This is a genomic window from Bradyrhizobium sp. HKCCYLRH2015 (genome assembly GCF_051168215.1).
Classification (GTDB): domain Bacteria; phylum Pseudomonadota; class Alphaproteobacteria; order Rhizobiales; family Xanthobacteraceae; genus Bradyrhizobium.
This window is the reverse complement of sequence record NZ_JBNPUO010000013.1, coordinates 33,942-55,241: the sequence shown is the minus strand read 5'-3', so window position 1 is coordinate 55,241 and position 21,300 is coordinate 33,942. Positions and strand designations below refer to the sequence as shown.

Sequence of the window (21,300 nt, the reverse complement as noted above, 5' to 3'; positions counted from 1 at the left end):
CAGGCTTACGCCTTGACCAGCGGTCCCTTCGGAGCCGGCCCCTTCGAGCCGCCGCCGGATTTCGGCTTGCGCTTGCGCGCCGCCGGAACTTCGGACTTCGGCGTGACCGGGCCCTCGACGAACTCGAAGCCGATCTTCTCCTCGACGCCGGACTCGTCCTTGACGAGCACGACGCGGACGTGGCCGCCGCCCTTCAGCTTGCCGAACAGCACCTCATCAGCCAGCGGCTTCTTGATGTGCTCCTGGATCACGCGGCCCATCGGGCGCGCGCCCATCTGCTCGTCATAGCCGTGCTGGATCAGCCAGCTCTTCGCCGGCTCCGACAGCTCGATCGTGACGTCGCGATCGGCGAGCTGGGCCTCGAGCTGCAGCACGAACTTCTCGACGACCATTCCGATCACCTCGACGTTGAGGTGCGCGAACGAGACGATGGAGTCGAGCCGGTTGCGGAATTCCGGCGCGAACTGCCGGTTGATCGCCTCGTGATCGTCACCTTCCCGCTTCGAGCGATGGAAGCCGAACGCCTGCTTGGCCATGTCGGCCGCGCCTGCATTCGTGGTCATGATCAGGATCACGTTGCGGAAGTTGACCTGCTTGCCGTTGTGGTCGGTGAGCCGGCCGTGATCCATGATCTGCAGCAGAACATTGTAAAGATCCGGATGCGCCTTCTCGATCTCGTCCAGCAGCACCACGCAATGCGGATGCTGGTCGACGCCGTCGGTCAGGAGGCCGCCCTGGTCGAAGCCGACATAGCCGGGAGGCGCGCCGATCAGGCGCGACACCGTGTGCCGCTCCATGTACTCCGACATGTCGAAGCGCAGCAGCTCGACGCCGAGGGTCGAGGCGAGCTGCTTGGCGACCTCGGTCTTGCCGACGCCGGTCGGGCCCGAGAACAGGTAGCAGCCGATCGGCTTCTCCGGCTCGCGCAGGCCGGCCCGCGCCAGCTTGATCGAGGCCGAAAGCGAGTCGATCGCCTTGTCCTGGCCGAACACCACGCGCTTGAGGGTCTGCTCGAGATGCTTGAGCACCTCGGCGTCGTCCTTCGACACGCTCTTCGGCGGGATCCGCGCCATCGTGGCGATCGTGGTCTCGATCTCCTTGATGCCGATCGTCTTCTTGCGCTTGTTCTCGGCCAGCAGCATCTGCGCCGCACCAGATTCGTCGATCACGTCGATCGCCTTGTCCGGCAGCTTGCGGTCATGGATGTAGCGCGACGACAGCTGCACGGCGGCCTCGATGGCCTCGTTGGTGTATTTCAGCCGGTGATAGTCCTCGAAGTACGGCTTCAGCCCCTTCAGGATCGCGATCGCATCCTCGACCGACGGCTCGTTGACGTCGATCTTCTGGAACCGGCGCACCAGCGCACGGTCCTTCTCGAAATGCTGGCGATATTCCTTGTAGGTCGTCGAGCCCATGCAGCGGATCGAGCCCGAGGCCAGCGCCGGCTTGAGCAGGTTGGACGCATCCATCGCGCCGCCCGACGTCGCACCGGCACCGATCACGGTGTGGATCTCGTCGATGAACAGGATCGCGTTCGGATGCGCCTCGAGCTCCTTCAGCACCTGCTTCAGGCGCTCCTCGAAGTCGCCGCGATAGCGCGTGCCCGCGAGCAAGGTGCCCATGTCGAGCGAGAACACGGTCGCGGCCGACAGCACCTCGGGAACTTCGCTGTCGACGATGCGCTTGGCGAGGCCCTCGGCGATCGCCGTCTTGCCGACGCCGGCTTCGCCGACGAACAGCGGGTTGTTCTTCTGGCGCCGGCACAGCACCTGGATGGCGCGGTTGATCTCGGAGTTGCGGCCGATCACCGGATCGATCTTGCCGTCACGCGCCTTCTTGTTGAGATTGACGCAATAGGTTTCCAGCGCCTCGCCCTTTTTCTTGGAGTCCTCGTTGCCCTTGGCTTCGGTCTCCTCGTCGACGCCACGAACCGGGCGCGCTTCGGAGACACCAGGACGCTTGGCGATGCCGTGGCTGATGTAGTTCACGGCATCGTAACGCGTCATGTCCTGCTCCTGCAGGAAGTACGCGGCGTGGCTCTCACGCTCGGCGAAGATCGCGATCAGCACGTTGGCGCCGGTGACCTCTTCGCGGCCCGACGACTGAACGTGAATCACGGCGCGCTGGATCACACGCTGGAAACCTGCGGTCGGCTTGGCGTCGTCGCTGCCGTCGGTGACCAGATTTTCGAACTCGGTTTCGAGGTAGTTCACGAGACTGCCGCGCAGCTTGTCGAGGTCGACGCTGCATGCGCGCATCACGGCCGCGGCATCGCTGTCATCGATCAAGGACAGAAGGAGATGTTCCAGTGTCGCGTATTGATGATGACGCTCGTTGGCGATCGCCAGCGCACGATGCAGGGATTGTTCAAGGCTTTGAGAAAAAGTCGGCATGCGCGTCCTCTGTGGCCCCTTGCCATCATGATCGCCGCCGCCCGGTCAGGCAACAACAACCTTCGTCAAATATAGTTATAACCGAGTGCGACAAAAGACCGGCCGAGCCGCTCGATTACGGGTTCACCGGATCGTCAATGCAAAACCCGTTCCCATTGCGGCAAATCGGGCTTGCGCCAACCGAACGGCGCAGGCCGCCGAGCGGGAAGAGATAAGGACCGGAGCGGCCGTAATTCTTCGGGCGAAACGTGAAACCTGCCGGATCGCGCTGACCTCGTCTGCAGCAATCTGCGGCCTTCGAGGATCCTTCGTCCGACGCCGATTCGCGGCGATCAGTCGGGCAGCCGCCCGAGCAGCCGGAGCCCCCGCCCCCCTGGCTCGCAGACGCGCGCGTCGGCGGCTCTCTTCGCGCAGGGAGCCGGCTATTTCTTCTCCATCACACACTGCAACGGATGCTGGTGCTTGCGGGCGAAGTCCATCACCTGCGTCACCTTGGTCTCGGCGATCTCGTAGGTGAAGACGCCGCACTCCCCGATGCCGTGATGGTGCACGTGGAGCATGATCTTGGTCGCGGCCTCGACGTCCTTGTTGAAGAACTTCTCCAGGACGTGAACGACGAATTCCATCGGCGTGTAATCGTCGTTCAGGATCAGGACGCGGTAGAGGTTGGGGCGCTTGGTCTTCGGCTTGACCTTGGTGATCACGGACGTGACCGGGCCACCGGTGCCACCGGACTTGTTGTCGTTATTGCTCATCCTGGGCGCGGATCGGTTCAATCTGGAAGTTGGCTGCGACATCTTGCACGCGTTAGATATGGCTGCGAGGCTCCCAATAAAGAGTTTCCCTCGGAGGGTTGCTCTCATAAGGGACGCCCCGACCTGTCCCCTGCCGGGCCGCTTTCCGCCACCCGGTCCTGCTTTCCAGATCGCCTGTCCCAGCCGACCGGTCCGGTCGGACCGACACCAGGAATATGGGTCAGCGACCGGTTTGCCGCAAGCGCAGGCCCAGGACGGACCGACGCTCCGGCAGGACCGATTCCCTGCCCCGGCGATGAGGCGCAAGGTTAATCAAACCGGTCGCATTTTACAAAGCCCATTCAGCGGGCATTGACAGGGAACCAGCTCGGTTGCGGGCGCGGCGCCAGGCTGCGGGCATTGGCCCGGTGTTTCGCGGTTTCGATTTACCCGGCCTTGACGAAGCTGAACCGAAAACACCTGCAGAAAACCATAATTGGTGAGCGACATGACCGATGTCTCCTTCATTCGTTTCTGCCGCCGCGCCGTCCGACGGTTCGCCTGCGACCGCGGTGGCAACATCTCCATGCTATTCGCCATCTCGCTCGTCCCCATCCTGGCCTTCGTCGGCGCAGGCGTCGACTACAGCCGGCTGAACGCCGCGCGGTCGTCGATGCAGGCTGCGCTCGACGCCACCTCGCTGATGCTGTCGCGCGACCTGGCGCAGGGCACCATCAGCGCAACCGACATCGGAACCAAGGCAAGCGCCTATTTCAAGGCGCTCTACACCAGCACGGACGCGCAGAACGTCACCGTGACGGCCAGCTATACCGCCTCGACCACAACGTCGGCCTCCAACATCCAATTGTCGGCCTCCGGCCAGATCGTCACCCAGTTCATGAGGATTGCCGGCTTTCCGACCATGGACTTCGGCGTCAAAACGACATCGACCTGGGGCGACGTGAAGATGCGAGTGGCGCTCGCGCTCGACAATACCGGCTCGATGGCGTCCAGCGGCAAGATGTCCGCGCTGCAGAACGCCGTGGCCGGCAGCGGCGGGCTGATCGACCAGCTCAGCGCGCTGGCCAAGACCCCGGGCGACGTCTACATCTCGGTCGTTCCATTCGCCAAGGTCGTCAACGTCGGCGCCAGCAATTACGCCAAGGACTGGATCGACTGGACCGACTGGCAGAATCCGCCCACGATCCAGCCTGCCAATGGTTCCTATCAGGCCGCAATCCCGAACGGCAGCTACACGCAATCGCAATGGGACATGGTGGGACCGGGATCCTCCTGTCCGTTCAAGTCCGGCAACGGCTTTCCCTACTTCTCCTGCACCAGCGACCCGGCGACCGGGAGTTCGAGCGCCTCGAGGATTCCGTCGAGCGGGAGCTACACCGGCTACGTCTGCCCGGGCTATGATTCAGCCTCGCACAGCTACTACAATGGCTGCTGGAACAGCGTTCAGACCAGCACGCGGGTGAACTGGTGCACCGGCAGCTATTGCAGCTGCCCGACCAGCGGCAGCAATCTTCCGAACAACACGTGCAGCTGCACGGGAAGCGGATCCAGCACGGTGTGCAAGGTCAACACCTTCACCCACACCTGGGTCGCCAACACCAAGAGCACCTGGACCGGATGCGTCGCCGACCGCACCCAGCCGAACGACGCGAATGCCGTGTCGCCGGCGACCTCCGACGTGACGACGCTGTTCCCGGCCAACCAGCACATGGAGAACAACATCCAGTACTGCAGCAGCACGGCCTCGACGAAACTCGCGGAGATCGTGCCGCTCAGCTACAGCTGGAGCTCGCTGAAGAGCGCCGTCAACGCCATGCAGCCGACCGGCGGCACCAACCAGGCGATCGGACTTGCCTGGGCCGTGCAGTCGCTGATTCCGAACGGCGTGCTGGGCGCGCCGGCGGAGGACGTCAACACCACCTATAATCGCGTCATCATCCTGCTGTCGGACGGCCTGAACACCGAGGACCGCTGGCCCGAATACGGCAACGGCTCGTCGCAAGCCTCGGGCAACCCGATCGACGCGCGCCAGGCCCTGCTCTGCTCGAACCTGAAGAACACCAAGGATTCGAAGGGCAACGCGATGTACACGATCTACACGATCCAGGTGAACACGAGCTCGCCCGCCGACCCGACCTCGACCGTGCTGCAGAACTGCGCCAGCAGTCCCGACAAATTCTACATGCTGACGAGTTCGAGCCAGATCGTGACCACGTTCAACTCGATCGGCACCGCATTGTCGAAGCTGCGGGTCGCCAAATAGCAGAAGCGCCGGGCCCCCGACAGCGCTCTGCCTTCAGCCAACAAAAAAGCCCGGCGCAAGCCGGGCTTTGTGCTCCCTGCGGGCGCGAACGGTCAGTGCGCGGCCGGCGGGGTGAACTTGGCGGCGATGCCTTCCAGCGGCTTGAACGCCTGCTTGGCGAGATCCGAATACAGCCCGGCGATCTTCTGCGAATCGGCGACGAAGGTCTCGTAGGCCGACTTGGCGAACTCGGTCTGCACCTCGAGCACCTTGTCGAGCGACTTCACGCCCTGGAGCTTCTCGACGAACGACTTGGTGTCCTCGAACGACTTCTTGGTGTAGTCGCCATAGGCGGTTGCGATGGCTTGGAGGCCGTTCTGCACGGTCGTCGCGGAGTTCACGACGGTCTCGAACTGCTCTTTGCCGTAGTTCTGAAAGTCTTCAACCTTAAACATGTGGCATTCCTTTCCCTGACTTTGAGCGCCCTCAGGGAAGCCCCGGCTCCCTGACGCGATCACAATATAGTGCAGCGCACAAAATCAATCAAGAATTTTGTGCAATGCACCATCATGGGCATTGCTGCCCGATCCACCGTTAGGCGCTCCAACCCGGGTCAGTTCGGCAGAAATACCGGCCATCGCCGCAAGGTTTCTTTAATCCTTTGGCAACTCGACCGTCCTAACCTCTCCGGTGGTCCCGGCCAGCGTCGGCCGAACCGTAAAGCTGTTCTAAAACAGCGTCTTAACAAAACCTCAGTTCGGGCCCTTCGATGCTAGGCAGCGTCACGGCACGATCGGGAGGTCCGACAGGCACGGTCAAAGGGGCGTTCGGCACAATTTCGCCTTACGAGCCGGTGATCACGTCAGAAATTGGACGGGGATTTCATGCTTCGCAAAAAAATGGCTTCCTCGCGCCTGTTGCGAGTTGGCGTCTACGGACTGATCACCCTCGCGACGGCAGCAGTGGTCACGGTCGACAGCGCAGAAGCGCGCCGGCGTCATCGGCACCACCACGCGCGTCACTCGCCCCATACCGACGAAGGCAGCTACAGCCCGGCCTTCGCCTCGATCATCGTCGACGGCAATTCGGGCGCGACCCTGACCGCGACCAACCCGGACGCATTGCGGCATCCCGCGTCGCTCACCAAGATCATGACTCTCTATCTGCTGTTCGAGCGCCTGGAGTCGGGCAAGATGAAGCTCGACACCGAGATGCCGGTGTCCGAGCACGCCTCCGAGCAGTCGCCGACCAAGCTCGGCCTGCGCCCCGGCCAGACCATCCGCGTCGAGGACGCGATCAAGGGCCTGGTGACGCGCTCGGCCAACGACGCTGCGGTGGTCATTGCCGAGGCGATCGGCGGCGACGAGGATGATTTCGCCAAGATGATGACGCGCAAGGCGCGCTCGCTCGGCATGAGCCGCACCACTTATGTCAACGCCTCGGGCCTGCCCGCCGACGAGCAGATCACGACGGCACGCGACCAGTCGATCCTCGGCCGCGCCATCCAGGACCGCTTCCCGCGCTACTATCGCTACTTTTCGACCGAGGTCTTCAATTATCGCGGCCAGTCGATCCGCAACCACAATCACCTGCTCGGCAGCGTCGAGGGCGTCGACGGCATCAAGACCGGGTACACGCGCGCGTCCGGATTCAATCTCGTGACCTCGCTGCGCCGCGGCAACCGCCATCTGATCGGCGTCGTGTTGGGCGGCCGCAGCGGCGGTTCGCGCGACGCGATCATGCGCAATTTGCTCGCCGAGAACCTCGAGAAGGGCGCGACCAAGCGCACCGTCGCGGCGATCGGCGAGCGCAGCGGCTCCGATGCCGGCGACGACCGGGGCACGGTCCAGCTCGCCTCGGCGGCGCCAGAGGCCCCGGCCCCGAGCCGCGCCGCCAAGCTGATCTCGACCCTGTCGGAAGCCACCGCGGCCCTGCCGCCGGCGGCACCGAAGGAAGCGAAGGTCGAGCCCGCGCCGATGACATCGGGTGTGATCCAGACCCAGCCGATGTCGATCGTTCCCGGTTCGACCGAGCCGATGAAGCCCGTCAAGGTCAGGACCGTTCAGGTCAAGGCCGGCGCGGTCAAGCTCGCCACGGCGGCCCCGCAGCCGGTGGCGCCACCGCCTGCCCCGATTGCACAGCGCATCGAAGCGATCGAGCCGGCGCCGCCGATGGTGCGCGCCGAAGCCGCCCGCCCCGAGATGCCGCCGCAGCCGCCGGGCCATGGCACCGGCAACGGCATTCTCGGCGTGCTGCCCGCCTCCAGCCTGCCGGCAGGCTCGTCGCAGGCCATGGCCTATGCCGCGCCTCCGGCCCAGCCGACGCAGATCGCCTCCGCGAGCGCTGCGCCGGAGCTCCCGAGCAAGTCGTCCGTCACGCGGAGCGGCTGGATCATTCAGGTCGGAGCGCTGGACAACGAGGCCGAGGCCCAGAAGCGGATCGAGGCGGCCCGCAGCTCGGCACAAGGTCTCCTCAGCAAGGCCGATCCCTTCACCGAGACGGTCGCGAAGGGCGACAAGACCCTCATCCGCGCCCGCTTCGCCGGCCTCGATCGTGATCAGGCCGAGGCCGTCTGCAAGAAGCTGAAGCGCGCCGACATCTCCTGCATGACCGTGCACAACTAACGCACCGACATCACGACATATGAGGCCCGCGCGACACACGCGCGGGCCTTTTTCTTTGCGCGCGTGCGACACCGCCGCGAACGCGCTCGCGCAAACCACTCGTCAAGGAATTGCCGCTAGAACTTTTTCACCATGTCGCACGATCGCGCCTGACAGAGCCGGGAGCCGCTGATGTCGACATGGCTGTGATGGAAGCAGTTTCGATCTGTGGCGTTGGTGGCGTTGCCGGAGTTAGCCGTGATGCGTACGAAGCAGAGTATCCTTGGCCTCGTTCACCCGGGCGGCGAGATACGTCGACCCCCCTTGGTCGGGATGCAGTTTCTTCATGAGCGCACGGTGGGCACGCCCGATCTCGTCTCGCCCCGCGCCCGGCTGCAGGCCAAGGATCTGATAGGCCTCCTCTTCCGTCATTTTGGAGCTCGACGCCGCGCGGCGCTGCCGCCCTGCCGCATCGCCTTGCGCGTGCTGACGCCAAGTGGGAAACCGGCGGTCCAGATAAGTTTCAAGTAGAGCGACGCTGTCGGCATCGAGGCTCGGTGCCATCGCCGCGAGCTGCGGCAGATCGAACTCGTCGAGCGACCGGCCGGCATGGATGCCGGCGACGAAGCGGCCCAGCATCTGGCCACTGTCGTGATCGAGCACCATCTCGATGAACTGCGAGCGCACCCGCGAGCTCTGACCGGACGAGCGCTGCCCACCCAGCCCGAACATGCTGCCGAGATTGCCGAGCCCGCCGGGTGACCAGCCGAGCAGCCCCGCCCCGAACAACCCGATCGGGATCGCCACCACCAGCTCGCCGCGAAGGCCGGTGAAAGCTGCCACCGCAAGGCAGCCGATGCCGCCGGCAACCTTGATCGCGCGCGCCAGCGCCGCCGGATTGGCGTTCCGGAACATCTGCAGCAACAGATAAAGGGTGATGACGGCGACGGCGCCAGCGATCAGTGTCATGGGCCGAATATAGAGCGTGTCGGCACAAAAAGCATGATCGGCTGCGTCCCCGACCGGCAGGCTCGAGCCGGTGCGCTTGATGTTGGCGGTGGCCGAAATCGATCTCTACTTCATCTGCCCGATCAGGCGTGCCGCGCCCGCTTCGGAGCCGGCGAGCCGGAGCAGCGCCGCGCGACCGCCCGCAGCGTAGGCCGCGGCGGCGCGCAGGAGCTCGCGCAACTGCGCGGAGGCGCCCGGATCGAACCTGCACCACGCTCCTCCCGAGAGCCGCGCCATCTCGCGAAACGCCTGCTCGGCCGCGGGCTCATGGCCCTCCTGGAACATGAACAGCGGGACCTTCAACAGCCCGAGCTCGCCGGCCTTCGCACAGAGCTCGTCGACATTCTCCTCCATCGCGTCGCCAACGAACACGACGGCGCGGATTCCGGACGCTGTCGCATGGCGCCGCGCCTCGGCAAGAACCTTGCCGATCTGGGTCTTGCCGCCGCGGCAATCGATCTTGCCCATCAGCCGGGCGAGCTCAGCGCTGTCGGAGATCCAGCCCGTGGCGCGACATTCGTTGAAGCCCCTGTAGTACACCAGCCGGATATCGAGGCTGCCGAGGGCTGCGGCCTCGCGAAACATGTCGGCCTGCAGGGCGCAGGCCATGTCCCAGGTCGGCTGGCGGCTCAGGGTCGCATCGAGCGCGAAGACGAGGCGGCCTCTGGTCCCCAGAGCCGCGGGAGCCATGGCCTTGGCCTGCGCGACGAATGCCGCAATCGCGTCTGCCGTGGAATGCTCATTGTCCGGCAAGCGCTGCTGACGCGAGCCATCGTCGGGCGAGGTGATCGGGGCAGAACCGGGCTTCGAACGATGATCGACCATGCACGCACCTTGCTCGGACGCGCATCATGTGGGCAGGCGGATGGACAGCTTCAATGACGGCAGTGACATCTGCCGGATACGCCGTTCGTTCCCGTCGCAAGGGCCGCAAGGATCAGGCGAGACCGGCGTGCACCCCGCCCCTGCCCCCTCAATGCGTCAGCGGCTTGGCCGGCGTCGCGGTCTTGCCGACCGGCGCATAAGGCGCGACGGGACCCGGATCGAGCAACGGGGTATTGGTCTTGACCGGCCCGATGTCGCTGGTGCTGCTGTCGCTGTCGGCGAGGAATTTGTCCAGCATGGCCTGGATCGACGACTTGGCGTCGTCAGGTCCGGTGTCGCGCATGTCGTTGTGCTGGAAGTCCGTCTTGACGACGGTGATGCCTTCCTTCTCGCAGATGTCGTCGCTCGGGATCACGCCGGGATCGGTCTTGAACTGCGGGTCCTTCGAGCGGAACGACAGGATCTTGAACCTGCCGTCGGTGACGAACGGGACGCGGAGGTTGTCGAGCGTGACCACCTTCCGGACGTCCTCGGGATACTGCTTGGCGAAATACATCGAGATGTCGCCGCCCATCGAATGACCAACAATCGTCAGATGATCATAGTCGGCATTCGGCTGCACCTGGTGCATCTGCTCGACGGCGAATCGGATGTTGGCGACGCCGCGCTGGATCTGCGGCAGCCGGCCGACATAGGGCTCGCCGATCTTCGTCACCATCGGCGCATCGGTCGGCAGGTCGTGCTGGATGCTGACCGCCATGTAGCCGCGCGCAGCAAATACGTTGGCCAGGAACGAGTACTCGGTGAACTTGACGGTGTTGCCGTGATTGAGGATCGCGACCGGCAGCTTGATCATGCCGGCTTCGGCCTGCATCTCCTTATCGCGGCGGACGGCGACGGCGACTTCGACCAGACGGTTGTCGCGCGAGGCGTCATAGAACCTGATGGTCTCGTGCCGGATCGCCCACTTGCTCGCGGTGAAGTAGCCGACGGCCGCCAGCACGCTGACAGACACAAGAACGGTTATTCCACGCTTCATGTTCGTCCCTCGGGAGCACAATCAAAGGTAGTTTTGAACCTGTAAGACTCTCGCGACCCGTTCTGTTTAATATATGTAACGGCGCTGTGACAGGAAGACTAAATGTTGTGTATCCGTCGCCCGTTCGTTGTGCGCCGCACCTAGTTGCTGTGCAGCAGAGCGGGTTCCACCGCCCTCTCTTGTGACTTGAGCCCTGAACGTCAGGTTCAAATCAGTCATGAATTTGACGGTAATCTAGCGAAATTGGCGGCTACGGCCTTGACCTGAGACAAATCTTCTTCCGTCCGGCCCAAACAGGCTGAACGCGCCGTTACTCGCCACCGCTGTCAGGAGATTGTTTAACCAGGCCGCGGGCACGTTCAACGCGCACAATGTCTCAGGCGAGGTCTCGCCTGACTGCGGACGGTATTCAGGCGCTGATGATGTCGTGCAGGTCGAGCGGCTTGTCGACCTGGGCGAACCATTCGGCGCGGTTCGCGGCGCGGCGGCGGCCGCGCTCATCCAGCGGCAGCTTGAGCTGACGCAGCAGGCTGGTGACCTCCTCCCGGGCCGTGACGTGGCCAAGATTGGGGCGAGTGCCCAGGGTCGCCTCGTCGATGTCGTCGAGCGCGGTCAGCCCGCGCGGGAAGAACTCGCGATAGACGACGCGTTCGGCAAAGCCGTCGATGGCGCGAAAGCCGAGCCGCAGCGACAGGTCCTTGAGGCCGTCGGCGACCAGTTGCTTGTTGCGCGAGCCGAGCATCGACAGCCGGTTGCGGACCACGATCCAGTCGGTCATCGCACCGTCCACCTGGCGGCGCTTGCGCCGGACGTCGCGCACCATCTCCGCATAATGGCTCTCGCCGGTCACGGCATAGGTCGCGGGATCGACCGTTCCCAGCACGTCGAAGTCGAGGAAGCTGTCGTTGATCGGCGTGACCAGCGTATCCGCCATCGAATGCGCCAGGCGCATCAGGTAGCTGTCATTGCCGGGCGTATCGATGACGATGAAGTCGAACGAGCGTTCGACCGCGCTCACGGCCTCCATGAACTGCTGGAACTCGGTGTTCTCGTTCTCGTCGATCTGCAACGTCCGGCCGAGCTGGATGCAGTAGTGCGTCGGCAGCTCGAGGCGCAGGCCGGTGCGGCGCGCCCAGGCGCTCCGGTTGTTGATGTAGTGGGTGAAGCTCTGCTGGCGGCAATCGAGATCGATCGTGGCGACACGCTGGCCAGCCTTCAGGAGCGCCACGGCAATATGCAGGGCGGTGGTCGACTTGCCCGACCCGCCCTTCTCGTTTCCAAGCACAACCACGTGGGCCGAGCCCGATTGTCCTTGGCTAGTCTGCACCAGCATGTTGTCGACCTCTTACGATCATCTTCGAGTCACGGTCGTCTGCGGTCAAGTGAAATGCATCGTCATCGTGAATCCCACGGGGGAGCATCCTCCGCTACTACTTGACGCGCGCGTTTACCAACTCCGCATCGGACGCGGAGACGTGCTAACAGGCGTATTCAAGTATGCTGAGCGGCGTGCCGCGTCCTTGTTAAGGGCGGTCGCCCGAGCGTCAAGGCCGAACAGAGCAACCGCAATTTTTCGCTGTGAGATCGAGCAAAAATGTCACGAAGCCCGCGCGTCGCCCGCACCGTTTCCGCCCTCCGCCGCGAGCTCGACAGCTTGCGCGCGAGAAAAGCCAGCATCGCGCTCGTGCCGACCATGGGCGCGCTGCATGAAGGGCACATCTCGCTGGTCCGGCAGGCGAAGCGCCGCGCCGACAAGGTGGTCGTCTCGATCTTCGTCAACCCGACTCAGTTCGCGCCGACGGAGGATTTCGGGTCCTACCCCCGGACCTGGAAGGAGGATGTTGCGAAACTTGCGGCCGAGCGCGTCGATCTGATCTGGCATCCCGACGCGAAGGCGATGTATCCGGACGGCTTCGCGACGCGGATCGTGCCGGAAGGCGCGGCGTTGGCCGGGCTGGAGGACCGCTTCCGTCCGCATTTCTTCGGCGGGGTGGTGACCGTGGTCGCCAAGCTGTTCACGCAATGTCGGCCGGACGTCGCGATCTTCGGCGAGAAGGACTATCAGCAGCTCCGCGTCGTCGCCCAGATGGCGCGCGACCTCGATCTCGGCGTCCGCGTCGTCGGATCGCGTACGGTGCGCGAACGCGACGGACTCGCGATGTCGTCGCGCAATGTCTACCTCTCGGCAGATGAGCGGCGGGCGGCGCCGACGCTGCACCGTGTCCTGAAGGAGCTGGCGGCCCGGCTGCGCGCCGGCGAAGACATGCAGGCGGCGGTTGATGATGGCGCCGCCGCAATCACCGAAGCCGGCTTCGCCTTGGACTATCTCGAGGTCCGCCACGCCGAGACGCTGGCGCCCATCGCCCCGAACGAGTCGGGACCCAAGCGCATCCTGGTCGCAGCAAAGATCGGAACCACGCGACTGATCGACAATATCGCGGCGTGAGGCGCCGGGAGACCGGCGGTCCGCCAAGACACCGTGAGCGGCTCCCTCGCCCGCAAGGCAGAGGCAACGGCAGCCGCCGCCGCCGCCTCGAACGTACGCCCTGCCCTTGCGAGCGAGGCTGAACTTCCGCCGCGCGTGAGATGCTCACGCGCAACACCACCGGCACGTCGAGGTGCTACAGCAACCCGAGATCGCGCAGCTCGCGGCGCAGCGGCTCGGGCATGGCTTCGACGCCCGCCGCACTGGCCTTGCCGAGATCGGCCGGCGCATCCTCGGCGGTCAGATAGCGCCACCCCTGGAACGGACGCATCGGCCGCGGCGACACCGCGATCACCTTCGGCTGCATGATGATGCGGCACCGCCCGATGCCGTCGCCGTCGCGGAACGGCTCGATGCCGACGATCTTCTCGCGCGCGGCGACCTCACCGCGAATCACCCAGTACAGCGAGCCGCCGGCGAGGATGTCCTCGACCCGTTTCGGCGTCATCCGCGTGACATGGACGTGCTGCTGCGGCAGGCCCTTCTTCTTGGCCGCGAGCATGCGCTCGGCGATCCACTCCTTCAGCTCTTTCACGGACTCGCAGCCGACGGCGAGCTTGATCAGGTGCAGAGGCATGATGGCGGTTCAACCAGCGGGATCTATTCGTTGTTGGCGGCCGGCTCGGCGGGCTCAGGCGCCGCTTGAGGCGCCGCAGCGGCCGGCTTCGGCTTCGGCGCGGCCCTCTTGGCCGCCGGCGCCTGGGCGTGGCTGGCAGCCACGCTCGGTGGGGCTGCGGGCGACGGCGTAAGCTGCGTCGGCGGTTTCGGCGCCGCGGCTGCCGGGGCGGCCGAGCGCGTCGAGGCCGTCGGCTCGGGATTCATGATGCTGACCGGCGGGGTGTTCGCCGAGCTGGGAAATTCCGCGGTCGTCGGCTTGCCGCTCGGCGCCGACGGCGCCACCCCTGGAGGCGCCAATCCCGCAAAGGTTCCAGCGACGGGCTGGCCCGGCGCCGCATTCCACTGCGAGGCGTAGCGCGTCACCAGGCCCTCATAGGTCCGCCCTTCCATGTTGTTCATCAGTTGCTGGCGATCGCCCACGGCACGGAACATCACGCAATCGCTCGGCGTGCAGCGGTCGCGTGTCAGCAGCACATAGGCCATCAGGCCATAGCGATCGCGCTCGACGGCACGGCGCAGCGCCAGCAGCTCCGCGGTCATCACCTTGTTGGCGCTGGCGACGTCGCCCACCTGGGACAGCCGGCTCAGCATGCCCGCCGCATAGCTGACGGCAGCGGCCGTCATCTCGGCCGATCCGAACAGGCTCTTCTCGCAATTCGCGAGCACCAGATCGCCGGCGAGATCATCCACGCAGGCCAGCGCGGGCGGCGAGAGGCCGACGGAGGCGGTCACAGCAGGATCGCCATTGGCGCCACGCGGGGTCGCATCCTGGCTCCGCATCATCGACGCCACCGCAATCCCGACCGCCAGCAGCGTGATCACCGTCAGCGCGCCGTTGGCGACCGATTTCTCGGCCCTGAGCAGCGTCGTCAGGACGACCAGCGCAAAGAAACCCGCCGCGGCAACGGTGAGCCACATCGGGAACGCCGGTGAGTTCAAGAGCTGATCCAACGAGGAAGGCCAGGTCGAGTTCATGCGCGCTTGTTCCTGACGTGGGCCAGCGAAAGCGGCCCCGATGGCGTCCCTACATGGGACGGCCGTGAAACGATCATCAAATTCAAATGATCACCCGATCGATTGCGGCCCCACCAAGACAATAAGACGATTCCATGCGCCTGCGGGCGCCGGATGGTGTGGAGCTACCCGCTATCCCCAAAAGGGATCGCGCAGCAATCGTCATCGTCTCGTGCCACGGCTCCCGAACGCGTGGCAACTCTCCCTCTCGCTTCGGCTACGTCTCCGGCGGCCGCGTCCGCCGACGCGGCACGTGGTTCTCAAGACAAGGCCAATTGGCTCTCTCTGGCAACCCGCTCAAAGGCTTCCGTCGAGCTTTTGATCCGATACTGGCAGTCGTCGTCTTCCGTCGGAAGCTGGCGGATGATCTCGTAGGTGCCTGTGGCCGCCGGACGCGAGACGTTGCTCGCGGTGAAATAGACGGTCGCCCCAATGGGGAACTTGTGTTTCAACGCCCTCTCCTGCTCGCATGCCGGCAAGAGCCCCTGGTCCCGCTGCCCGAGCCGGCGTGTCTTTATAAATATCGCGCTTATATCACGCCGCCGCCCGCCCTGACCAGCGACCTCACGACGTGGCAAACGCGGAGATTGCGAGATTCTTCAACGGGATGGGTCCGCAAACGGTATTCCTGGACGAGCGGCTCGGGGCGCGCTCGTCCACCACGGACCAAATCGCGAACAGACGAGACCGTTCAGACGTTCTCGACCCGCTCGATGACCCAGTCCTCCGCGAGGCCGTCCTTCACCCAGGCCGCGAAGGCCGGCATCGCCATCATCATGTCCATGTAGGCGCGGGTCTCAGCGGCGACCGGAATGGCGAAGCTGTGGAAGCGCGTGACCACCGGGGCGAACATGGCGTCGGCGGCACCGAAGCGGCCGAACAGGAACGGCCCGCCATGGCCGTAGCGGGCACGGCAGTCGCGCCAGATGTCCTCGATCCGCGCGATGTTGGCCTTGGCATCGGCTGACAGTTCCACCGGCCGCACCGGCCGGTGGAGATTCATCGGGCATTCGTTGCGCAAGGCCGGAAAGCCGGAGTGCATCTCGGCGCAGACCGATCGCGCATGGGCGCGGGCAGCGGCATCGGCGGGCCACAGCCCCGCCTGCGGGAAGCGCTCGGCGAGATATTCGATGATCGCGAGCGAATCCCACACGCTGATCGCGCCATCGATCAGGATCGGCACCTTGCCGGCCGGGGAATGTTTGAGGATGCGCGCCTTGTCGGCGGGATCGTCGGTGTAGAGCGGGATCACGATCTCATCGAAGGCGATGTCGCAGCCGCGCAGCGCCAGCCAGGGCCGCATCGACCATGAGGAATAGTTCTTGTTGCCGATCACCAGCTTCAGCGTCATGTCGCACCGTCTCCGTGTTGGGCGTGGACGGCCCGCGCAGCCGCGCCGTCGACGCTCATGCTATCGGCGACGCATACAGGATGATCGGCCGTTGCGTCGACACACAAGCGCCCGACCACGCGCCCGCCTTCATGCGTCGCCGGCCGCAGATCAGCGGGCGAAATCTTGCGGCGTGAACGACATCTCGATCACCTTCCACTCGTCGTAGCGATCGGGAGGCAACATCGCGTAGGGCTGGCAGGCATTCAACGCCTGGACCGCGCTCTCCTTGAGCTGGATCGCCTTGGAGGCCGCGACGACCTCTATCACCTCCGGCTCTGTCGCCAGCCGTCCATCGGGTGTCATGCCGAAGCGCAGCCTGATGAGCACGTTGTCCGACAGCGACAGCGAGGCCGGCAGCCGCGCGCAGCTCCTGACCTTCTGCCGCAGAGCCGCTTCCAGATTGGCGGCGAGGTTCGTCGTCGCGGTCGGCCCGGCGTCCTTGCCGTCCTCCGGGCCGCCGGGACGCGGTAACGGAGACAATGGCTCGGGCAGACCGAGCATGACCCCATACTTCACCGTGAGATCCGGTTCGGGAGGCACATAGGTCGGCGCGGGTGCCGGCACGGGTGGCGGCGCCGGCTTGACGGCGGATCTGCTCTCCGCCTTTGCGGCCGTCTTCACCGCTTTGGGCGATGCTGCCGGCGCCGGCTGTTTCGCCGCCGGCGCGGCCGGCATCGGAGGATTGGGGGTCTCCTTGGCGTCCTGCGGCGGACTGGGCGGTGGCGGTGCGGCGGCCGCCGGCGAGGCGTTCGGGTCCGGCTGCGGCAGCACCAGATCCGGCGTCGGGGATGGCGATGGCGTGGCGACGGGCTCGGGCGTCTTCTGCGGCTCGTCGGCGTCGACGATGTTGACCTCGATCTCGTCGCTCTTGGGCAGCTCATAAGGCCGGACCGTGGTCGAGACCATGACCCCGCCGGCGATCAGGAGATGCGCGAGCACGGACGCGGCGATGCCCCAACGGATGAACTGCCAACGTTCCATGCTGCTTCACTACGCCCGCGCATGAGCGAAGGTGCGCGTCGCGCCATCGCTCCGATCATCGGCAGGGAATACGGCAACCGCCGTCGTGCGGCCCGCCGGCCGCGCCCTGTCATGTCAGGCTTTAGCATAAATGCGCGGGCGCCGCCCTCAATCCCATTTCGGCGCAAAGGCGAAGTTGGTCATCCGCCCCTCGGGGCTGCCCATCGCGAAGATGTCGGCCATGTCCTGCTCGGACAGCTCGAAATCGAACACGTCGAGGTTCTCGGACAGCCGTTCGATCTTGGAGGTGCGCGGGATCGCCACGACGCTCTGCTGCGCCAGCCAGCGCAGGCAGATCTGCGCCGGGCTCTTGCCATGGGCGCGGCCGATCCGCGTCAAGGTCGGATCGTTCTTGATCTTGCCCTTGGCGATCGGGCTGTAGGCGACGAGCGCGATGCCGTGGCGCGCGCAGGCGTCGCGAACCTTGGTCTGATCGAGATAGGGATGATACTCGACCTGGTTGCACACCAGCGGCTCCGGCGATGCCGCCACTGCCTCGTCGAGCAGACCGACCGTGAAATTGGACACGCCGATGTGGCGTGCGAGCCCGAGCGTCTTGGCATGCGCGAGCGCCCCAAGCGTCTCCGCCAGCGGCACGTGCGGATTGGGCCAGTGCAGCAGCAACAGGTCGACCTCGGAGACGCGCAGCCGGACCAGGCTCTCCTTGGCCGAGCGCTCGAGATCGTGCGGCGCGAAATGCGTGGTCCACACCTTGGTGGTCAGGAACACCTCGTTGCGCCGGACGCGGGACGCACGCAGGCCCTCGCCGACCTCTTGCTCGTTCTCATAGACTTGCGCGGTGTCGATGTGCCGGTAGCCGAGGGTGAGCGCCTGCTCGACGATGCGGCTGCAGGCGCGCCCGCGCAGCTCCCAGGTTCCGAGACCCAAAGCGGGAATCCTGGCACCGTTGGCCTCGATCATCAGCATGGCCGTGCACTCCAGAGCGCGTGCAACATTATGTAGGCACACGCCGGGCGTTGCCAACGCACGACCCGTGGTTGGCTTAAGTCTTGGCTAAGGCGGCAAACACCGTCTCGGGCGCATGCGCGATGACGGTGAGCAGCGCGCGCGCCGGGCCGCGCGGCATGCGCTTGCCCTGCTCCCAATTGCGGATGGTCTCGACGGGCACACCGAGCTTGGCGGCGAATTCCTGCTGGGTCAGATGCACCCGCCGCCTGAGATCGCGCACTTCGAGCGGAGCCGCGGGCGCCAGCGGAATCTCCTCGCCGTCGCGCAGCTCCACGATCCGTCCATCTGCCTTCAGCCGCAAGCGTTGCATCGTCCGACTCCGTGTCGAGCGACAGTCTCGCCGAACCGCGTTAAGGCCGGATTAACGATATAAGTCGTTCAGGCGCAGCGGTTATTTCAGGCCGAACCAGAGCGTGGCGATGCCCAGAAACGAGAAGAAGCCGACCACGTCGGTCACCGTCGTGACGAAGGTTCCGGAGGCCACCGCCGGGTCGGCGCGGACCCGTTCGAGCACCATCGGGATCAGGATGCCGCCCAGCGCACCCGCGACGAGATTCGAGATCATCGCAAGCCCGATCACGATGCCGAGCCCGGGCATCTTGAACCACGCCACGGCGGCGATGCCGGTGACGAGCGCGAAGGCCAGGCCATTGACGAGCCCGACCAGCCCCTCGCGCATCACCACCCGCATCGCATTGTTCGGCCCGAGTTCGCGCGTCGCCAGCGCGCGCACTGCGACCGTCATGGTCTGGGTCGCGGCGTTGCCGCCCTGGCTGGCGACGATCGGCGCCAGCACGGCGAGCGCGACCATCTGCTGCAACTGGCCCTCGAACAGGCCGAGCACCGAGGACGCCAGGAACGCGGTGGCAAGATTGATCAGCAGCCAGTTGAAGCGGCCCTTGGCGATGGTCCAGACGCTGTCGGACAGCTCCTCGTCGCCGGACACGCCGCCGAGCGCCTTGAAATCCTCGTCGGCCTCCTCCTCGATGACGTCGACCACGTCGTCGATGGTGATGACGCCGGCCAGCCGGTTCTCGGCATCGACCACGGGGGCTGCGACCAGATTGTACTTGCCGAACAGCCGCGCCACCTCGGCGAGATCGTCGGTGACGGTGACGCGACGGCGGTCCTCGTCGATCAGATCGGCCAGCGGAACCGGACGGCGGGCGCGCAGCAGCGCATCGAGCGACACCGCGCCCTGCCAATGCCGTGCGTCGTCGACCGCATAGATCTCGTAGAACCGCTCGGGCAGATCCCGCGTCTCGCGCATGTAGTCGATGGCTTCGCCGACCGTCCAGCCCAAGGGAACCGCGATGAACTCGCGCTGCATGCGGCGGCCGGCCGAGCCCTCGGGATAATCGAGGCTGCGCGCGAGCGCGTCGCGCTCGGACGGCGGCAGGCGTTCGAGGATCTCCTCCTTGTCCTCCTCGTCGAGGCTTTCCAAGAGCTCGACGGCGTCGTCGGATTCGAGCTCGCGCACGCCCTCCGCGACGGTCTCGGGCTCGAGTTCCTCGAGGATCTCCTCGCGGACCGCGTCGTCGACCTCGTTCAGCGCGGAGAAGTCGAAATCGGTGCCGGTCAGCTCGACCAGCCGGACACGGTCGTCCGGCGCGAGCGCCGCGATCAGGTCGCCGAGATCGGCCTCGTGCAGCTCGGCGACCTCGGCGCGCAGGAACGCCTCGTCCTCGGCGGCGATGGCCGCCGCGATGGCGGCGATGAATTCGGCGCTAATCTCGCCGGATTCGGTGCGCATCGGCGCGCGATCGCGTAGAGTTGCATCAGCATGGGCAACGTCCGATGTCTCGTTCATGACGTGCCTCACGCGCTTGATTTCAGAGCAAATGGTCTGATTTGTGCTTCACGCATTACATAATCGGCAACAGCGAGCGCAACGGGAAAAGATGCGGCCTTGGCGATCGATGACGGGATGGGTAAACGCGGCCGGCGTCGTGGCGGCGCTGCTCGCGGCTGACGTCGCCGCGGCCGCGCCTGCCGCATGCCCGCGCGAAGGTACGCTCGGCACGTCGCGCATTCTCACCGTCGACGCCGCGACACATCCGCGCGTCGGCCTGAAGAGCTTCCCGGACACGCTGCCGCTGCATGACGGCGAGGTGGTGCTGACCTTCGACGACGGCCCGTCGCCGCCGATGACCGACAAGGTGCTCGCCGCGCTCGCCAGGGAATGCGTGCGCGCGACCTTCTTCCTGGTCGGCCAGCCCGCGTCGGGCCGCGCCGCGCTGGTGCGGAAGATCGCGGCCGAAGGCCACACCGTCGGTCATCACACCTTCACGCATGCGCATCTCGCGCACATCACGCCGGAACAGGCCGTCGATGAGATCGATCGCGGCATCGCCGCCGACGAGAAGGCGCTCAACGGCGTCGAGACGACTACGCCGTCGACGCCATTCTTTCGCTTCCCCTATTTCGAATCGACACCGGCGACGCTCGACCTGCTGCAGTCACGCGGCATCGTCGTGTTCGGCGCCGACTTCTGGGCCGGCGACTGGAACCCGCTGTCGCCGCAGCAGACTCTCCATCGGCTGACCAGCCGGCTGAACCAGGCGCGCAAAGGCATCATCCTGCTGCACGACCCGCAGCCGCGCACGGTGGCCATGCTGCCGGCGTTCCTGCGCTACCTGAAGACACACGGCTATCGCGTGGTCCATGTGGTGCCGAAGCCGCCGGAGGATTTGCATCACGAGGAGCGTAGCGAACGCCCTTCAGCCGCGCCGACGCTGCCGCACGAAGGTGGTTAATCCGCCGTTCAGGACCGCCGTCTACGCTCGACTGCCGTGATTGCGGCGATTTCTGCCGCTTGCAATCCGGCAACAGCCGCGGGCAAACCGGAACCCGGAACGATGTCATCTCGCGACAGCCGCACATCCCTGCTATGTCTTGGCGGTCGCTTGCCCGTTCCGCGCGGCTGCGACACATCA

Annotated in this window: 19 protein-coding genes; 4 read left to right on the top strand and 15 right to left on the bottom strand. The window is 65.4% G+C overall.

The genetic code is table 11. The features are described 5' to 3' along the window. Positions 1-5: 5 nt before the first annotated feature. Both clpA and clpS read right to left on the bottom strand, forming a co-directional pair. Complete coding sequence (clpA, locus tag ACQR1H_RS29880) at positions 6-2,393, bottom strand: ATP-dependent Clp protease ATP-binding subunit ClpA (RefSeq protein WP_315804135.1); 2,388 nt, start codon at positions 2,391-2,393, stop codon at positions 6-8. A 422-nt stretch (positions 2,394-2,815) separates the two neighbouring features. Next, positions 2,816-3,148 (bottom strand): ATP-dependent Clp protease adapter ClpS, encoded by a 333-nt coding sequence (gene clpS / locus ACQR1H_RS29875; RefSeq protein WP_008960690.1) that lies wholly within the window; start codon positions 3,146-3,148, stop codon positions 2,816-2,818. A 487-nt stretch (positions 3,149-3,635) separates the two neighbouring features. Here clpS and ACQR1H_RS29870 point away from each other — a divergent pair, with 487 nt between their 5' ends. Then, a complete protein-coding gene (locus ACQR1H_RS29870) occupies positions 3,636-5,411 on the top strand; it encodes a TadE/TadG family type IV pilus assembly protein (protein WP_315804136.1) in 1,776 nt (591 codons plus the stop codon). 92 nt (positions 5,412-5,503) lie between these two features. Here the strand turns inward: ACQR1H_RS29870 and ACQR1H_RS29865 are convergent, their stop codons facing one another. Then, the gene (locus tag ACQR1H_RS29865) at positions 5,504-5,845 is read right to left on the bottom strand and encodes a phasin family protein (RefSeq protein WP_315718372.1); all 342 of its coding nucleotides are present in this window, start codon (positions 5,843-5,845) and stop codon (positions 5,504-5,506) included. Positions 5,846-6,274: 429 nt separating this feature from the next. Between ACQR1H_RS29865 and ACQR1H_RS29860 the strand changes: the two genes are divergently transcribed. Beyond that, complete coding sequence (locus tag ACQR1H_RS29860; RefSeq protein WP_434908607.1) at positions 6,275-8,014, top strand: serine hydrolase; 1,740 nt, start codon at positions 6,275-6,277, stop codon at positions 8,012-8,014. 231 nt (positions 8,015-8,245) lie between these two features. Here the strand turns inward: ACQR1H_RS29860 and ACQR1H_RS29855 are convergent, their stop codons facing one another. From ACQR1H_RS29855 to ACQR1H_RS29840, 4 genes are all read right to left on the bottom strand, one after another. Next, complete coding sequence (locus ACQR1H_RS29855; protein WP_316237485.1) at positions 8,246-8,962, bottom strand: DnaJ domain-containing protein; 717 nt, start codon at positions 8,960-8,962, stop codon at positions 8,246-8,248. 105 nt (positions 8,963-9,067) lie between these two features. After that, on the bottom strand, positions 9,068-9,826 hold the full coding sequence (locus ACQR1H_RS29850; RefSeq protein WP_316181817.1) for a VWA domain-containing protein: 759 nt from the start codon (positions 9,824-9,826) through the stop codon (positions 9,068-9,070). A 148-nt stretch (positions 9,827-9,974) separates the two neighbouring features. Then, complete coding sequence (locus ACQR1H_RS29845) at positions 9,975-10,865, bottom strand: alpha/beta fold hydrolase (RefSeq protein WP_316181816.1); 891 nt, start codon at positions 10,863-10,865, stop codon at positions 9,975-9,977. A 409-nt stretch (positions 10,866-11,274) separates the two neighbouring features. Beyond that, positions 11,275-12,198: a division plane positioning ATPase MipZ gene (locus ACQR1H_RS29840; RefSeq protein ID WP_315718368.1), complete on the bottom strand. Its 924-nt coding sequence runs from the start codon at positions 12,196-12,198 to the stop codon at positions 11,275-11,277. Positions 12,199-12,459: 261 nt separating this feature from the next. Between ACQR1H_RS29840 and panC the strand changes: the two genes are divergently transcribed. Further along, positions 12,460-13,311, top strand: a complete 852-nt coding sequence (gene panC, locus ACQR1H_RS29835; RefSeq protein ID WP_434847048.1) for a pantoate--beta-alanine ligase — start codon at positions 12,460-12,462, stop codon at positions 13,309-13,311. Between the two features lie 175 nt (positions 13,312-13,486). On the opposite strand, the gene ACQR1H_RS29830 is transcribed toward panC, so the two are convergent. The 8 genes from ACQR1H_RS29830 to mgtE all read right to left on the bottom strand — a co-directional run bounded on the left by ACQR1H_RS29830 (position 13,487) and on the right by mgtE (position 20,174). Beyond that, entirely contained in the window at positions 13,487-13,927 is a 441-nt protein-coding gene (locus tag ACQR1H_RS29830; protein ID WP_315804143.1) for a DUF1489 family protein, read from the bottom strand. A gap of 23 nt (positions 13,928-13,950) precedes the next feature. Next, entirely contained in the window at positions 13,951-14,943 is a 993-nt protein-coding gene (locus tag ACQR1H_RS29825; protein WP_316181809.1) for a hypothetical protein, read from the bottom strand. Between the two features lie 299 nt (positions 14,944-15,242). Continuing rightward, positions 15,243-15,434: a hypothetical protein gene (locus ACQR1H_RS29820; protein WP_315718364.1), complete on the bottom strand. Its 192-nt coding sequence runs from the start codon at positions 15,432-15,434 to the stop codon at positions 15,243-15,245. 239 nt (positions 15,435-15,673) lie between these two features. Next, positions 15,674-16,333 carry a glutathione S-transferase family protein gene (locus ACQR1H_RS29815; RefSeq protein ID WP_316181807.1) on the bottom strand — a complete coding sequence of 220 codons (660 nt, stop codon included), beginning with the start codon at positions 16,331-16,333 and terminating at the stop codon, positions 15,674-15,676. Between the two features lie 150 nt (positions 16,334-16,483). Next, positions 16,484-17,356, bottom strand: coding sequence for a hypothetical protein (locus tag ACQR1H_RS29810; RefSeq protein WP_434908606.1), 873 nt, complete (start codon positions 17,354-17,356; stop codon positions 16,484-16,486). 147 nt (positions 17,357-17,503) lie between these two features. Continuing rightward, positions 17,504-18,322, bottom strand: coding sequence for an aldo/keto reductase (locus ACQR1H_RS29805; protein ID WP_434908605.1), 819 nt, complete (start codon positions 18,320-18,322; stop codon positions 17,504-17,506). Between the two features lie 76 nt (positions 18,323-18,398). Then, positions 18,399-18,674, bottom strand: coding sequence for a helix-turn-helix domain-containing protein (locus tag ACQR1H_RS29800; protein ID WP_315718360.1), 276 nt, complete (start codon positions 18,672-18,674; stop codon positions 18,399-18,401). Between the two features lie 81 nt (positions 18,675-18,755). Further along, on the bottom strand, positions 18,756-20,174 hold the full coding sequence (gene mgtE / locus ACQR1H_RS29795) for a magnesium transporter (RefSeq protein WP_316181803.1): 1,419 nt from the start codon (positions 20,172-20,174) through the stop codon (positions 18,756-18,758). A 109-nt stretch (positions 20,175-20,283) separates the two neighbouring features. Between mgtE and ACQR1H_RS29790 the strand changes: the two genes are divergently transcribed. Then, positions 20,284-21,120 carry a polysaccharide deacetylase family protein gene (locus tag ACQR1H_RS29790; protein ID WP_434874460.1) on the top strand — a complete coding sequence of 279 codons (837 nt, stop codon included), beginning with the start codon at positions 20,284-20,286 and terminating at the stop codon, positions 21,118-21,120. The last annotated feature ends 180 nt before the right edge of the window (positions 21,121-21,300 follow it).